The sequence below is a fragment of the Sphingomonas albertensis genome (assembly GCF_014358075.1).
Lineage (GTDB): Bacteria > Pseudomonadota > Alphaproteobacteria > Sphingomonadales > Sphingomonadaceae > Sphingomonas > Sphingomonas albertensis.
Window position 1 is genome coordinate 1 of record NZ_JACONT010000040.1, and the last position, 13,829, is coordinate 13,829.

Below are 13,829 nucleotides of genomic sequence, written 5' to 3' on the forward strand. Positions count from 1 at the left end.
GGGGTTGGCATCGGCAAACCTAATTGTTCCCCCGCGAAGGCGGGGACCCAGTCTGGGCTCCCGCCTTCGCGGGAGAACAAGGAAGCGGAATACCGGCTCGGTTTCTAGCCTCCGTTACACCAACGCCTTGTCGAACAGCGCGAGCATCCGCGCCCAGGCCTTGTCCGCCTGGGCTGCTTTGTAGACCTTCGAGTCGGGCGGGCACCAGCCGTGCATCGTGCCGGCGTATACCTCGATCTCGGCGGGGAGTTTGGCGGCGGCAAACGCAGTGCGGAGCGTGTCCTTTTCCGTTGGTGCGCGCGCATCGTCGTTGGCGGCGATCGCGATAAGGTATTGCGCCTTCATTTTGGGGATCAGGAGGTGCGGGCTGTCGGGCGTGTCGCTGACGAAGCCGCCGCCGTGGAAGGTGGCCCCCGCGCGGATGCGGTTCGCGACCGCTGCGGCAGTGCGCATGACCATCGGGCCGCCCATGCAATAGCCGGTGGTGGCCATGCCGCGCTTGCGATCGACCTGCGGTTGCGCGTCGATGAAGGCGGTGAAGGCTTTCGCGTCGCGGACCGTGCCTTCGGACGTGAGCGCATCGCGGAACGGGGCGATGCGGGCGCGGACGGCGGGCTGGTCGTAGGATTCGCCGGGCTTCAGGAACGGCGCCTTGGTCGAGCGATAGAACTGGTTGACGACGAGCACCGCATAGCCCGATTGCGCGAGCCGGTCGGCCATCTGGCGGAAGGCGAGGCGTAGGCCCATGACGTCGGGCCAGACCAGCACGCCGGGGTGCTTGCCGGTGGCGGGCGCAACGAAATAGGCGTCGGCCTTGCCGTCGGGCGTGACGATCGACACGTCGCGGCCTTTGATGACCGCTGCGTTCGCAGGCGCGGGGAGCAACATCGCCAGGCCCATCGCGCCGGTCATCACGCCGAACTGGCGGCGCGACACGCCGGCCAGGTAGGCTTCGTTATCGTCTGCGGTATGCTCGTCGCACATGGGCCTATCCTCTTGAATTTGGCCGCATGCTAACTCAGGCCGCGCGCCACCACCATACGCCATCTTGCGTGTCGCGGGTCGCCCGACCCTCGACTTCGAGGCGGCGGAGATGGGCTAGGGCTTCGCCGGTCGCCATGCCGAGCACGTCGGGTCCGATCGCGCGGCGGAACAGGCGGCCGAAACAGTCGACCGCGCGGCGGGGTTCGGCAAGGAATACGGCAAGTTCGTCGAGCCGTTCGCGGTGCTCGCGGTCCATCGCTTCGAGGCGGGTGTGGAGGCCGGTGAACGGGTCGCCGTGGCCCGGCAGGACGAGCAGGTCGGCGGGCAGCGTCTTGAGCTTGGCGATCGAGGCGAACCATTCGCCCAGTGGGTCGGCGTTCGGTTCGGTGACGCCTAGCGAGACGTTGGGGCTGATGCGGGGGAGGACCTGGTCGCCGGCGATCAGGAGGCCGCCGGCTTCGTCGTACAGGCACGCGTGTTCGGGGGAGTGGCCGGAACCGGTGACGACACGCCAGTCGCGCGTGCCGATGGTGAGCGTGTCGCCGTCTTCGATGCGCGTGTAGCTGAGCGGGAGCGGAGTGATGATCTTGCGGAAGCCGGCCCAGCCCTTGGCGGTGGCGTGGTCGATCTGTTCTGGGCCCCAGCCTGCGCCGCGCCAGAAGGCGAGCATTTCGTGCGGGACGGAGTCGCGGGCGTCGGCGGCGAGCATGCGCGCGGTCAGCCACTCGGCTCGGGTCATGATCAGGGGGGCGGCGTGGTGGTCGCACATCCAGCCGGCTAGGCCGATATGGTCTGGGTGGAAATGCGTGCCGATCATCTTCGTGATGCGGGTGTCGGACTTGGGGCCGTTGAAGATGGCTTTCCAGGCGTCGCGGGCCTCGGCCGTGTTCATGCCGGTGTCGACCAGCGCGTCGCCATCGGTGTCGGCGAGGAGCCAGCAGTTTACGTGTTTGAGGGGGCCGGGGATTTTGAGGCGGACCCAGTCTATGCCGGGGGCGACCTCGAAGACGTCACCGGCTTGGGGATCTGCGCCGCCGAAGGGGTAGGTCAGGCCCTTGTGGCTGGTCGGCGCGAAAGCTGTGTCGGGTGCGGTTGCCATCCGTTGCGGTTAGCAACTGGATGTGGCGGGAGATAGTGCTGTGCCTGTGGCTGACGCCTGGCTAGCTGAACCACGCGACCTTCTCGATCCTCCCCCGCCGGGGGAGGCGGCTGGCACTCGCCAGACGGAGGGGGAGGCAAGCGCCACCTCTGTTCCGTGTCCTCCCCTTTCGTCACCTGCGGTGCCACCTCCCCCTGGCGGGGGAGGATTAGATGGGGTGCGGGACCGGTTCGGCGCATCTCCGCTTGAAACGAAGGAAGCTTGGTTCCCCGAGAAGGCGGGGAGCCAGACTGAACCCCGCCTTCGCGGGAGAACATCAGCGCGGAAACTGTCGCCAGATACGGTCACGGCCTGGCGGGCTAGCGGCCCTCGCTAGCCGTATCGCAGAAGGGGAGCTCGGGCCCACCCCCTGCCCCCTCCCGCATGCGGGAGGGGGAGTGAGATCAGCGCTTGAAGGGGTCGTCGAAGAGCGGCTTGACGGGGAGGACGCCGCCGTCTGCCACGAACTGCGCGTCCGCGGCCGCCTGGGTGCGCTCGGCGCGAAGCTGCTGGAGCAGAACCTCGCGGTCGCCCTCCAGACGCGTGTCGGTCGGGGCTTCCATGCCGGCTGCCTTGGCTGCCTTCGCCACGGCTGCGTCGAGTTCACGCTGCGAGGTCAGGCCGAGCGTGACCGGATCCTTCGGCGTGATGTTGGCGATGTTCCAGTGGCTGCGGTCGCGGATCGCGGCGATCGTCGTGCGGGTGGTGCCGATCAGCAGCGAGATCGCGCCGTCGGTGATCTCCGGGTGGTTGCGGATGATCCACGAGATGCCGTCCGGCTTGTCCTGGCGCTTCGACACCGGCGTGTAGCGCGGGCCCTTGGTGCGGCGAACCTGCTCGGGGCCCTTGATCATCTTGAGCTGGTAATCGGGATCGGCAGCACCCTTGTCGATCTCTTCCTGCGTCACTTCGTGTGCGCGGACGGGATCGCGACCGGTGAGCTTGGTCGAGGTGGTGTCGTCGGCGATCGCCTGGATCTCGAGGATGTGCAGGCCACAAAAGTCCGCGATCTGCTCGAAACTGAGCGCGGTATTGTCGACCATCCAGGCGGCGGTCGCGTGGGGCATGAGCGGCTGGGCCACGGCGGAAACTCCGTAAAAATAGAAAGGGCCGCCCCTTTCGGAGCGGCCTGACATGAGAGAGACTTAGTGCGCGCGGGGGCAACAGGCAAGCGAACAAGCTCAGGCGGCCAACAGCTTCCTTTCCAACGGGACGAGCGCGTGGAGGAACTGGCGCGCGCTGGCCGGCCAGCTGTAGCGCGCCGCATAGGCGGCGCAGGTGACGCTGTTGCGGGTCAGCGCAGTGGCGATCGCGGTGTTGAGGTCGTCGTGCATCGCGCCGACGCGGGTGTCGAGGACGTCGATCGGGCCGGTGACCGGGTAGGCCGCTACCGGTGTGCCACAGGCTAAGGCTTCGATCATGACGAGGCCGAAGGTGTCGGTGCGGCTGGGGAAGACGAGGACGTCGGCGGTGCGATAGGCGGCGGCCAGGTCGAGGCCCGAGCGCTGGCCGAGGAAGACCGCGTCCGGGAACCGGCGGGCGAGCGCGGCGCGGGCGGGGCCTTCGCCGACCACGACCTTGGTGCCGGGATGCGCGGAGGACAGGAACGCCTCGATGTTCTTCTCGACCGCGACCCGGCCGACATAGAGCTGGATCGGACCAGGTAGCGCCGCCATGTCCGGGTCGCGCGCGCCGTCGAGGCCGAACTGCGCGAAGTCGACACCCCTGCCCCATTCGCGGACCTGGTGCAGGCCGTGCTCCGCGAGCGTCTTCGCAACAGATGGCGTGGAGACGAGGATCGACTGCGCGGGGCGGTGGAACCAGCGGATGTAGCGCCAGATCCAGTCGGGGTTCGCGCCGGTGCGGGCGGCGACGTAATCGGGGAACTGCGTGTGATAGGCGCTGGTGAACGGGAGCGCGCGGGCAAGGCACCATGAGCGGGCGGCGAGGCAGACCGGGCCTTCGGTGGCGAGGTGGATCGCGTCAGGGCCGAAGGCGGCGAGCATGCGACCGACCGCGCCGGAGCGGGCGAAGGCGAGGCGGATCTCGGGATAGGTCGGGCACGGCATCGAGGCGAAGCGCTCGGGGGAGACGACGAGGACATCGTGGCCGATCGATTCGAGTTCGCGCTGGACCGACTGGAGGGTGCGGACGACGCCGTTGACTTGCGGGCTCCAGGCGTCCGTGACGATTGCGATACGCATCGGTTTCTCTCCGTTTTACCCTCTCCCCGAGGGAGAGGGAGGGGCCCGCCGCACTTGCGGTGGGAGGGTGAGGGCACGCTTTTGTTGATGCGGTGGACTTGTCCTCACCCTCGCCGCTTCGCGTCTTTCCCTCTCCCCGCTGGGGAGAGGGTTTTGGGTCAGGCGGCTAGGGTGACAACTTTGTCTCGCTCTCGCGCGGCGATCTCATCGGCCCAGTGGAGCAACTCCATCCGTCCATCGAAATGCTCGACCAAGGCCGTGCACCCCTCCACCCAGTCGCCGTCGTTGTAATAGGCGATGCCGGCGATCTCGCGCATCTCGGCGGTGTGGATGTGGCCGCATACAACGCCCTCGACACCGCGGACGCCGGCGGCATGCGCGACGACTTCCTCGAAGTGCGAGATGAAGGCGACCGCGTTCTTGACCTTGGCCTTGGCGTGCTTCGACAGCGACCAATAGGGCATGCCCATCCGCCGCCGCGCGGCGTTGACCCAGCGGTTGAGGCCCATCAGCATCGTGTAGGCCGCGTCGCCGATATGCGCGACCCAGCGGTGTGCGAGCGTGATCGCGTCGAACTCGTCGCCGTGGAGCACCAGCAACCGGCGGCCGTCGGCGGTCTCGTGGATCGCCTTGCGGCGGATCGAGATGCCGCCGAAGTCCAGGCCGGAATATTGGCGGAAGACTTCGTCATGGTTGCCGGGAATGTAGACGACGCGGGTGCCGCGTTTGGCGCGCTTGAGCAGGCGCCAGAGGACGTCGTTGTGCGCGGCGGGCCAGTAGAACTTCTTTTTCAGCCGCCAGCCGTCGATCATGTCGCCGACGAGGTACATCGTCTCGCTGTCGACGTGATCGAGGAAGTCGTTGAGCATCCCTGCGTTGCAGCCGCGCGTGCCGAGATGGACGTCGGAAATCCAGATCGTGCGGTACTGGCGGCGCTCGACGATCGGCTCCGGGATGGCGGGGCGCGAGTGGATGAAGTCGGCGATATCGGTGATGTCGGCGCCCATGATGCTAGATGGCGAAAACGTCGTTACGGCGTTCATGAGCTCGTCCCCCGGCAAGGTATCCCTCACCGCGAGTATTAGCGGAGTATTGTTACAGGGTGGTCGCAGTCCGGTGACTGTTAGAAGTCAGCGCCGATAGCGTGTTTCCCCGCGAAGGCGGGGATACAGTCTGGGCTCCCGCCTTCGCGGGAGAACTAAGTTGGCTGGGGCCGCGCTTTCCTACCCCCCCGGCGAAGGCCGGGGCCCAATTGGAAAGGTCGCAGTAACGGAGGACGACGAATCGTTACTCAACGTTCCCAATTGGGCCCCGGCCTTCGCCGGGGTGGTGGTGAGCTTGGGGTGACCGTTATCCGTCAAACGATGGACTCCAGCTTTCGCTGGGGTGACGGGAGAGGGGCGAGGTGGCGGAATTTGGGGCGGCTGCTCCCTCACTCCATCGTCAGGACGATCTTGCCGACGTGATCGCCGGCTTCCATCCGGGTATGCGCGGCGGGGGCGTCGGCGAAGGCGAAGACGCGGTCGATGACCGGTTTCAGCTTGCCGGCCTCGACGTGCGGCCAGACGGTGCGCGCCAGTTCGTCGGCGACCAGCGACTTGAACGCGGTGTCGCGGGGGCGGAGCGTCGAGCCGGTGAGGGTCAAGCGGCGGCGCATGATCTCGAACAGCGGGACCGTCGCCGTCATGCCGCCCTGGACCGCGATCGAGACGTGGCGACCGTCCTCTGCAAGGCATTGCAGGTTGCGCGGGACGTAATCGCCGCCGACCATGTCGAGCACCGCCGCGACGCCCTTGCCGCCGGTGATCTGCTTCACGCGCTCGACGAAATCCTCGGTCTTGTAGTCGATCGCGTGGGTTGCGCCGAGGCTGAGCGCGGCTTCGCATTTCGCTTTGGAGCCGGCCGTCACGATGATGTCGATGCCGAAGACATTGCACAGGCCGATCGCCATTGTGCCGATGCCGCTGGTGCCACCGTGAACCAGGACGGTGTCGCCCTCCATCGCGTAGGCGCGCTCGAACAAATTGGTCCAGACGGTGAAGAGCGTCTCGGGCATTGCCGCGGCCTCAACCATCGTCAACGCTGCGGGCACGGGCAGGCACTGGCCGAACGGCGCGACCGCGTATTCGGCATAGGCACCGCCGGAGATCAGCGCGCAGACCGACTGGCCGATCTGTTCGTCGCCGACGTCTTGGCCGACCGCCACGATCGTACCGGAGATTTCCATGCCGAGGATCGAGGGCGCACCTGGCGGTGGCGGATATTTGCCTTGGCGCTGCATGACTTCGGGGCGATTGACCCCGGCCGCGGCGACCTTGACGAGCACTTCGCCCGGCCCGGGCTGCGGCACGGGACGATCAACGAGCACCAGCACGTCGGGCCCGCCGGGCCGTTCCGGGTCGATCGCCTTCATGACGTCAGGTACACTTAAGTTACTGGATTGGTTTTCGGGTATCGCGGTCATCTGCTCGTCACGTCCCTTTTGAATTCCGCGCCTTATTGACATCACTCGGGTGCGGGTCAACGTTAGAGCCGCAATGGACCTGGAAGACGCCCCCTCCCGTCCCGACGATCTGCTTGACGCACTGGTGCGGCAGGACCTTGATCCGTTGTCGGTCGCCGAACTCGATGCGCGGATCACGGTGCTGCAGGGCGAGATCGCGCGCTGCCAGGTCAAGAAGGACCGCGCCGTCAGTCACCGCGCCATCGCCGACGACCTGTTCAGGCGGTGACCACCCTCCCCGCCTCCAAGCGCGCCGCATTTAAGCAGCGCAGGAACGGACGGCGCCGGGTTCAAGTGCTTGATGCGACCGATATCAGTTCCGACATAGTGGCAAAGGGCTCGCGTTCTCGCGGCCCGACAGGAGTATTGTAAATGCCATCATTTGCACCCGCCCTCGAGACCACGCTGCACAAGGCGCTCGAGGCGGCATCGTCCCGGCGGCACGAATATGCGACGCTGGAGCATCTGTTGCTCGCGCTGATCGACGACGAACATGCGTCGAAGGTCATGACCGCGTGCAACGTCGAGATCGGCGATCTGAAGAACACCGTCTCGCACTACCTCGACAGCGAACTCGATGCGCTGAAGGTCGATGCGGCGACCGACCCCTCGCCCACCAGCGGGTTCCAGCGCGTCGTCCAGCGCGCGATCCTGCACGTCCAGTCCTCGGGCCGCGACGAGGTGACCGGCGCCAACGTGCTCGTCGCCTTGTTCAGCGAGCGCGAGAGCTATGCCGTGTATTTCCTGCAGCAGCAGGACATGAGCCGCCTCGATGCGGTCAGCTTCATCAGCCACGGCGTCGGCAAGGGCGGACAGCAGGCGACCGAAGCATCCACGCCAAAGGGTGCGGACGACGAGAAGCCGGCCAAGGGACAGGAGAAGGGCAAGACGGAAAGCGCGCTCAAGCAATTCACGGTCGACCTCAACGAGAAGGCCAAGAACGGCAAGGTCGATCCCCTGATCGGGCGCGGGCCGGAGGTGGATCGGACGATCCAGATCCTGTGCCGCCGGTCGAAGAACAACCCGCTCTATGTCGGTGATCCCGGCGTCGGCAAGACCGCGATCGCGGAAGGGCTGGCGCGGAAGATCGTCGAGGGCGACGTGCCCGACGTGCTGTTGCCGGCGATCATCTACTCGCTCGACATGGGCGCGTTGCTGGCGGGTACGCGGTATCGTGGCGACTTCGAGGAGCGGCTGAAGGCGGTCGTCAACGAGCTCGAGAAGCTGCCCGACGCGGTGCTGTTCATCGACGAGATCCACACGGTGATCGGTGCGGGTGCGACCAGCGGCGGGGCGATGGACGCGTCGAACCTGCTCAAGCCTGCTTTGTCGGGCGGGACGATCCGCTGCATCGGCTCGACGACGTACAAGGAGTTCCGCAATCACTTCGAGAAGGACCGCGCGTTGCTGCGGCGCTTCCAGAAGATCGACGTGAACGAGCCGACGATCGAGGATACGATCAAGATCCTCGCGGGCCTGCGCTCGGCGTTCGAGGATCACCACAACGTCAAGTACACGCCCGATGCGATCAAGTCGGCGGTGGAGCTGTCGGCGCGGTACATCAACGACCGGAAGCTGCCGGACAAGGCGATCGACGTGATCGACGAGGTTGGCGCGATGCAGATGCTGGTGGCGCCGAACAAGCGCAAGAAGACGATCACGCCGAAGGAGATCGAGCAGGTCATCGCGACGATGGCCCGCATCCCGCCGAAGTCGGTCTCGACCGACGACAAGCTGGCGCTGGCCACGCTCGAGACGGATCTGAAGCGCGTGGTGTTCGGTCAGAATGCGGCGATCGAGAAGCTGTCGTCGGCGATCAAGCTGGCGCGGGCGGGTCTGCGCGAGCCGGAGAAGCCGATCGGCAACTATCTGTTCACTGGGCCTACCGGTGTCGGCAAGACCGAAGTCGCCAAGCAGCTGTCGACGATTCTGGGCATTCCGCTCCAGCGGTTCGACATGTCCGAATATATGGAGCGGCATTCGGTCAGCCGGCTGATCGGTGCGCCGCCGGGCTATGTCGGGTTCGACCAAGGTGGTCTGCTGACCGACGCGATCGACCAGAACCCGCACTGCGTGCTTCTGCTCGACGAGATCGAGAAGGCGCATCCCGACCTGTTCAATATCCTGTTGCAGGTTATGGATAACGGGCGGCTGACCGACCAGCATGGCAAGTCGGTCGATTTCCGCAACGTCATCCTGATCATGACGACCAATGCGGGCGCCAGCGACATGGCGCGCGAGACGGTTGGCTTCGGCAACCTCACGCGAGAGGGCGAGGACGAGGTGGCCGTGACGAAGATGTTCACGCCGGAATTCCGCAACCGTCTCGATGCGGTGGTGCCGTTCGGATACCTGCCGACCGAAGTCGTGGCGCGGGTGGTGGACAAGTTCATCCTCCAGCTCGAACTGCAGCTGGCGGACCGCGGCGTGCACATCGTCCTCGACGACGAGTCGAAGGCGTGGCTGACGACCAAGGGCTATGACAAGCTGTACGGCGCACGGCCGATGGGTCGCCTGATCCAGGAGAAGATCAAGCAGCCGCTCGCCGAGGAACTGCTGTTCGGCAAGCTGGTGCACGGCGGCGAAGTGACGGTGAAGATGAAGGACGGCGCGCTGTCGTTCGCGATCGAGCCGGCGGCACCGAAGAAGCCCAAGAAGAAGGGCAAGGTCGAGACTGTCGACGCGAAGTAATTTCGGGTTACGGTTGAGTTTGAAGGGCCTGCCGTCGGAGCGATCCGGCGGCGGCTTTTTTTGTGGCTGGGTCGGGCCGGGCGATGGGTGCGGGACGGGTCGACCGTCAGGGCTAGGTTCGGAACCGCTTGCCGCAAGGGAGCGTGTTCCCCCGCGAAGGCCCTCCCCGGCGAAGGCCGGGGTCCAGGTGGAAGACCGTGCCGACGACGGCTGCGCTTCGTTACTGCGACCTTTCCAACTGGGCCCCGGCCTTCGCCGGGGAGGTGCATGTGCCTGTCGATCCGCTTGCTATCCTCCCCCGCCAGGGGGAGGTGGCTGGCTCTTGCCAGACGGAGGGGGAGGTAAGGGTAACCGCTGTGTCGTGTTCCTCCCCCTCCGTCGCCTTCGGCACCACCTCCCCCTGGCGGGGGAGGATTTTAGAGGGGCGGCTATCGGCGACCACATCTCCCCCAACGTTTACCGATAATTGGGGAAGCGTTGCTAGCATCGGGGCATGGAACGCTTGGCATGGCTGCGATGGATGATCGGTGCGCTCGCGCTGGCGTTCGGGCTTGCCGTCGCCGCGCCGGCCATCGCAGTGACGGGCACGCCGCTGTCGGTCTGCGTCCGCCCCGCGCTGCCCGGACAGACGGCGGCCGCGCTGTTCGCCGAGCCGACCGGTTTCGACTGCGCCACCCCGCAGACGCGGTTCGGCGGCGGCGACTTCTGGATCCTGTCGCAGCGCCTGCCGACGATCGACGACGACGACGCTACCGTGCGAATCGGCAGCACCTGGGTGAACCGGGTGACGCTTTTCGTGCTGTATGCCGACGGGTCGATCCGCCGGACCGGCTTCACCTCGCGCACCGCGGGACGCTTGCTCGGGCTCGGCGCGGTGATCGTCCAGCCATTGCCGCGACACGATGCTACGCCGGTCCGGCTGCTCTGGCATGTCGAGGGCGCGGCGAACCTGCGTGGACTGATCCTCGGCCCGGCGATCGCGAGCTACGACCAGCGCAACACAACCGAGATATTGCTGGCGGCGCTGTATGGCGGCTTCGGCGGCATGGCGATCGCGCTGATCGTGTACAATCTCGCGCTGTGGGGCGCGCTGAGACAGGCGTTCCAGCCGGCCTATTGCCTGCTGGTGTTGTGCCTGCTCGCGTATGCGCTGACCTCGTCGGGGGCGCTCGGGCAGATGCTGCCGGGGCTGGACAATAATGATCGTCAGCGGCTGAACGCGCTGTTCCTGGCCGGCTCCGCTGCCGCCGCGCTGCTGTTCGCGCGCACCTTTTTCGAGCGAGACGTGTTCGTCGGGTGGCTACGCCCGGCCAGCACGATCGTCATGGCGACGTTGCTGTTCGCCGGACTGGTGTGGGCCGCCTTTGCGCCGTGGCATTTCCATATGCTCGATACGCTGCTGGCAAGCGCGTATCTGACGCTGCTGGGATTGATCCCCGTCGTTCTGTACCGGGCGTGGCGCGCGCGGAGCAATTTCCTGTGGCTGTTTGCGCTGGCGTGGAGCGTACCGATCGCCGTGGCTGCGCTGCGCGTCGCCAACGCCTTCGAACTGCTTGCATGGAGCATCTGGCTCGACAATTCGACGATCCTGTCGATGGCGCTCGAATCGATGCTGTCGAGCTTGGCGATCGCGTACCGGATCCGGCTGCTCAGCGTCGAACGCGATACCGCGCGCGAACAGGAGATCGCCGCGCGGTTGCTGGCGGATACCGAGCCGCTGACCGGGCTGCTCAATCGCCGCGCGTTCCTGGCGCGTGCGATCGGGCGGCCGGGCGACCAGATGTTGCTGATCGCCGACGTCGATCACTTCAAGCGCGTCAACGAGAAGATCGGGCATGACGGCGGCGACGAAGTGTTGCGGGTGGTCGCGCGGGCGCTGCGCAACGCCGTGCCGCCCAATGCGCTGGTAGCGCGGATCGGCGGCGAGGAGTTCGCGATCCTGCTCGACGCGACGAACGCGATCGCACCCGACGCGGTGCTCGATCGCCTGCGCAGTCAGCGGATGCCGTTCGACATCGTCGTGACCGCGAGCATCGGCGCGTGCACCGGACCCTTGCTGCACGAGAAGGACTGGAAGCTGCTCTACAATTGCGCCGACCGCGCGCTGTTCGCAGCAAAGGCAGCGGGGCGCGACCGCGCGCGCGAGGCGCCGCCGGTGTCCATCGCCGCCTGACCGCCACCGACTTGTCGGCGAGGGCGAATTGCGACATGCTCGCAACCATTGCCGAAGGGACACAGGATGCGGAATCGTCGGGGAACGCTGATAGGCGCGGGGCTGATCGCGCTGGCGATGGTGGCCGTACGGCATCCGACCGTCGACCTGCAGCTGGTCACGCATGATTCGCGCGATCCGTCGCCGCATCGTATGCAGGCGGCCGTCGATTTCGGCCTGGTCGGCGTCTCCGTGCTGTATACCTGGACGGTGAACCGGTTGCGCTGAACCCTGGCGCACGTCCTTGACCCCCGTCGCGTGCCTGCGCCATAGCGGCGGGCATGGACACGCCGATCGAAGACCTCGCGTTCGAGGATGCACTGAAGGAACTCGAGCTTATCGTCGGGAAGCTGGAAAGTGGCGACACGCCGCTCCAGCAGGCGATCGAGCTGTACGAGCGCGGCAACAAGCTGCGCCAGCGTTGCGCCGACCGGCTCGACGCGGCGCAGGCACGGATCGAAGCGATCCGGCTCGACGGCGACGGCAAGCCCGCGGGCGTTCGCCCGTTCGCCGCAGGCTGACGCGGTGAGCCAGATGCCCGTCACGCTGGATGCCGCGCTCGCCGATGTCGCAGCCGAGATCGACCGGCAGTTCGACCAGCTGCTGGCGATCCCCGACGATCCGCGTGGCGACCTGTACCGGGCGATGCGGCATGCCGCGATCGGTGGTGGCAAGCGGTTGAGGCCGCTGCTCGTCTTCGCGACCGCCAATCTGTTCGACGTCGCGCGTGAATGTTCGGCGCGGGCGGCGACCGCACTCGAGGCAATCCACGTCTACTCGCTGATCCACGACGACCTGCCGTCGATGGACAATGACGACATGCGCCGCGGCAAGCCGACCGTGCACAAGGTGTTCGACGAGGCGACCGCGATCCTAGCCGGCGACTGCCTGCATGCGCTGGCGTTCGAGATCCTCGCTGATCCGGCGACACATCCCGATCCGTTCGTGCGGATCGAATTGGTGACCGACCTTGCGCGTGCCGCCGGGCCGAACGGCATGGCCGGCGGGCAGAAGATGGATATCGAGGCGGAGAGCACGCGCTTCGACCTGAATACCGTCACGCGGTTGCAGCAGATGAAGACGGGTGCGCTGATCTCGGCGTCGGTCGAGGCTGGCGCGATTCTCGGGCGGTTGCCACCGGAGGGCCGCGTCGGCCTTCGTGGCTACGCGCATGACCTGGGGCTAGCGTTCCAGATCGCCGACGACCTGCTCGACGCCGAGGGCGACGAGGCAGTCGCGGGCAAGAAGCTGCGCAAGGACGAGGTCGCGGGCAAGGAGACGTTCCTGTCGCTGCTCGGGCCCGAGCGTGCGCGCGAACAGGCGCGGATGCTCGTCGACCAGGCCGTCGCACATCTGCATAGCTACGGCAAGGAAGCCGACCTGTTGCGGGATATCGCTCGCTACGTGCTCGAACGCGACCGCTGAACCGACAACCGGAGAGTCCGACATGACCGCACGCATTGGTGTCTATCCCGGCACGTTCGATCCGGTCACGTTGGGCCATATGGATATCATCCGGCGCGGCGCCAAGCTGGTCGACCGGCTGGTGATCGGCGTCACGACCAACCCGTCCAAGTCGCCGATGTTCACGATCGAGGAACGGATGGCGACAGTGCGACGCGAGGTCGCGGAGGTCGACGGCGATATCGAGGTGGTCGCGTTCGATTCGCTGCTGATGGATTTTGCCGAGCGGCAGGGCGCTAAGGTGATCGTCCGGGGCCTGCGCGCCGTCGCCGATTTCGAATATGAATATCAGATGGCGGGGATGAACCAGCAGATCAATCCGCGCGTCGAGACGGTGTTCCTGATGGCCGACGTCGCGTTGCAGCCGATCGCGAGCCGGCTGGTCAAGGAGATCGCACTGTACGGCGGGAATATCGCGAAGTTCGTGCCGGAATCGGTGCGCGAAGAGGTGGTTGCGCGGGTCGAGAAGATCGGCCGCAAGGGAAGCTGACCTCCTTCGTCGTCCTGACTTTCGTCAGGATGACGTATCGTGATGGGGGACTGCTGCGTGCCCCCCCCATCACGTTCAGATTGGCGCAAGCGGGGATTTGCTCTAAGTGGCGGCAGCCTGGTTGCGCCGGGCCTCTTTCGAGT

At 66.3% G+C, this 13,829-nt stretch carries 13 protein-coding genes; 7 read left to right on the top strand and 6 right to left on the bottom strand.

The window, feature by feature from the left end; all coding sequences use genetic code 11:
* Positions 1-114: 114 nt before the first annotated feature.
* The 6 genes from H8S47_RS15535 to H8S47_RS15560 form a co-directional block, all read right to left on the bottom strand.
* Positions 115-984: a dienelactone hydrolase family protein gene (locus H8S47_RS15535; RefSeq protein WP_187504702.1), complete on the bottom strand. Its 870-nt coding sequence runs from the start codon at positions 982-984 to the stop codon at positions 115-117.
* Positions 985-1,018: 34 nt separating this feature from the next.
* Positions 1,019-2,083 carry an MBL fold metallo-hydrolase gene (locus tag H8S47_RS15540; RefSeq protein ID WP_187504703.1) on the bottom strand — a complete coding sequence of 355 codons (1,065 nt, stop codon included), beginning with the start codon at positions 2,081-2,083 and terminating at the stop codon, positions 1,019-1,021.
* A gap of 443 nt (positions 2,084-2,526) precedes the next feature.
* A complete protein-coding gene (locus H8S47_RS15545) occupies positions 2,527-3,204 on the bottom strand; it encodes a DUF1013 domain-containing protein (RefSeq protein WP_056484483.1) in 678 nt (225 codons plus the stop codon).
* Between the two features lie 99 nt (positions 3,205-3,303).
* The gene (locus H8S47_RS15550; RefSeq protein ID WP_187504704.1) at positions 3,304-4,326 is read right to left on the bottom strand and encodes a glycosyltransferase family 4 protein; all 1,023 of its coding nucleotides are present in this window, start codon (positions 4,324-4,326) and stop codon (positions 3,304-3,306) included.
* 158 nt (positions 4,327-4,484) lie between these two features.
* Complete coding sequence (locus H8S47_RS15555; protein ID WP_187504705.1) at positions 4,485-5,369, bottom strand: UDP-2,3-diacylglucosamine diphosphatase; 885 nt, start codon at positions 5,367-5,369, stop codon at positions 4,485-4,487.
* Between the two features lie 389 nt (positions 5,370-5,758).
* Positions 5,759-6,739 carry an NAD(P)H-quinone oxidoreductase gene (locus tag H8S47_RS15560; protein WP_187504706.1) on the bottom strand — a complete coding sequence of 327 codons (981 nt, stop codon included), beginning with the start codon at positions 6,737-6,739 and terminating at the stop codon, positions 5,759-5,761.
* A 124-nt stretch (positions 6,740-6,863) separates the two neighbouring features.
* Between H8S47_RS15560 and H8S47_RS15565 the strand changes: the two genes are divergently transcribed.
* The 7 genes from H8S47_RS15565 (at position 6,864) to coaD (ending at position 13,686) form a co-directional block, all read left to right on the top strand.
* Positions 6,864-7,058, top strand: a complete 195-nt coding sequence (locus H8S47_RS15565) for a DUF1192 domain-containing protein (RefSeq protein ID WP_176501302.1) — start codon at positions 6,864-6,866, stop codon at positions 7,056-7,058.
* A gap of 143 nt (positions 7,059-7,201) precedes the next feature.
* A complete protein-coding gene (gene clpA / locus H8S47_RS15570) occupies positions 7,202-9,520 on the top strand; it encodes an ATP-dependent Clp protease ATP-binding subunit ClpA (protein WP_187504707.1) in 2,319 nt (772 codons plus the stop codon).
* A 493-nt stretch (positions 9,521-10,013) separates the two neighbouring features.
* Positions 10,014-11,693: a GGDEF domain-containing protein gene (locus H8S47_RS15575; protein WP_235982959.1), complete on the top strand. Its 1,680-nt coding sequence runs from the start codon at positions 10,014-10,016 to the stop codon at positions 11,691-11,693.
* 66 nt (positions 11,694-11,759) lie between these two features.
* Positions 11,760-11,960: a hypothetical protein gene (locus tag H8S47_RS15580; protein ID WP_187504708.1), complete on the top strand. Its 201-nt coding sequence runs from the start codon at positions 11,760-11,762 to the stop codon at positions 11,958-11,960.
* A 53-nt stretch (positions 11,961-12,013) separates the two neighbouring features.
* Positions 12,014-12,253: an exodeoxyribonuclease VII small subunit gene (locus tag H8S47_RS15585; RefSeq protein WP_056060585.1), complete on the top strand. Its 240-nt coding sequence runs from the start codon at positions 12,014-12,016 to the stop codon at positions 12,251-12,253.
* Positions 12,254-12,266: 13 nt separating this feature from the next.
* The gene (locus H8S47_RS15590) at positions 12,267-13,157 is read left to right on the top strand and encodes a polyprenyl synthetase family protein (RefSeq protein ID WP_187504709.1); all 891 of its coding nucleotides are present in this window, start codon (positions 12,267-12,269) and stop codon (positions 13,155-13,157) included.
* Positions 13,158-13,179: 22 nt separating this feature from the next.
* Positions 13,180-13,686, top strand: coding sequence for a pantetheine-phosphate adenylyltransferase (gene coaD, locus H8S47_RS15595; RefSeq protein ID WP_187504710.1), 507 nt, complete (start codon positions 13,180-13,182; stop codon positions 13,684-13,686).
* The last annotated feature ends 143 nt before the right edge of the window (positions 13,687-13,829 follow it).

Excerpts from the sequence above, each read along its gene's own strand:
- H8S47_RS15535 (WP_187504702.1), bottom strand. The coding sequence starts at position 984 with ATGTGCGACGAGCATACCGCAGACGATAACGAAGCCTACCTGGCCGGC.
- H8S47_RS15540 (WP_187504703.1), bottom strand. The coding sequence starts at position 2,083 with ATGGCAACCGCACCCGACACAGCTTTCGCGCCGACCAGCCACAAGGGC.
- H8S47_RS15550 (WP_187504704.1), bottom strand. The coding sequence starts at position 4,326 with ATGCGTATCGCAATCGTCACGGACGCCTGGAGCCCGCAAGTCAACGGC.
- H8S47_RS15555 (WP_187504705.1), bottom strand. The coding sequence starts at position 5,369 with ATGAACGCCGTAACGACGTTTTCGCCATCTAGCATCATGGGCGCCGAC.
- H8S47_RS15560 (WP_187504706.1), bottom strand. The coding sequence starts at position 6,739 with ATGAAGGCGATCGACCCGGAACGGCCCGGCGGGCCCGACGTGCTGGTG.
- H8S47_RS15565 (WP_176501302.1), top strand. The coding sequence starts at position 6,864 with ATGGACCTGGAAGACGCCCCCTCCCGTCCCGACGATCTGCTTGACGCA.
- clpA (WP_187504707.1), top strand. The coding sequence starts at position 7,202 with ATGCCATCATTTGCACCCGCCCTCGAGACCACGCTGCACAAGGCGCTC.
- H8S47_RS15575 (WP_235982959.1), top strand. The coding sequence starts at position 10,014 with ATGGAACGCTTGGCATGGCTGCGATGGATGATCGGTGCGCTCGCGCTG.
- H8S47_RS15580 (WP_187504708.1), top strand. The coding sequence starts at position 11,760 with ATGCGGAATCGTCGGGGAACGCTGATAGGCGCGGGGCTGATCGCGCTG.
- H8S47_RS15585 (WP_056060585.1), top strand. The coding sequence starts at position 12,014 with ATGGACACGCCGATCGAAGACCTCGCGTTCGAGGATGCACTGAAGGAA.
- H8S47_RS15590 (WP_187504709.1), top strand. The coding sequence starts at position 12,267 with ATGCCCGTCACGCTGGATGCCGCGCTCGCCGATGTCGCAGCCGAGATC.
- coaD (WP_187504710.1), top strand. The coding sequence starts at position 13,180 with ATGACCGCACGCATTGGTGTCTATCCCGGCACGTTCGATCCGGTCACG.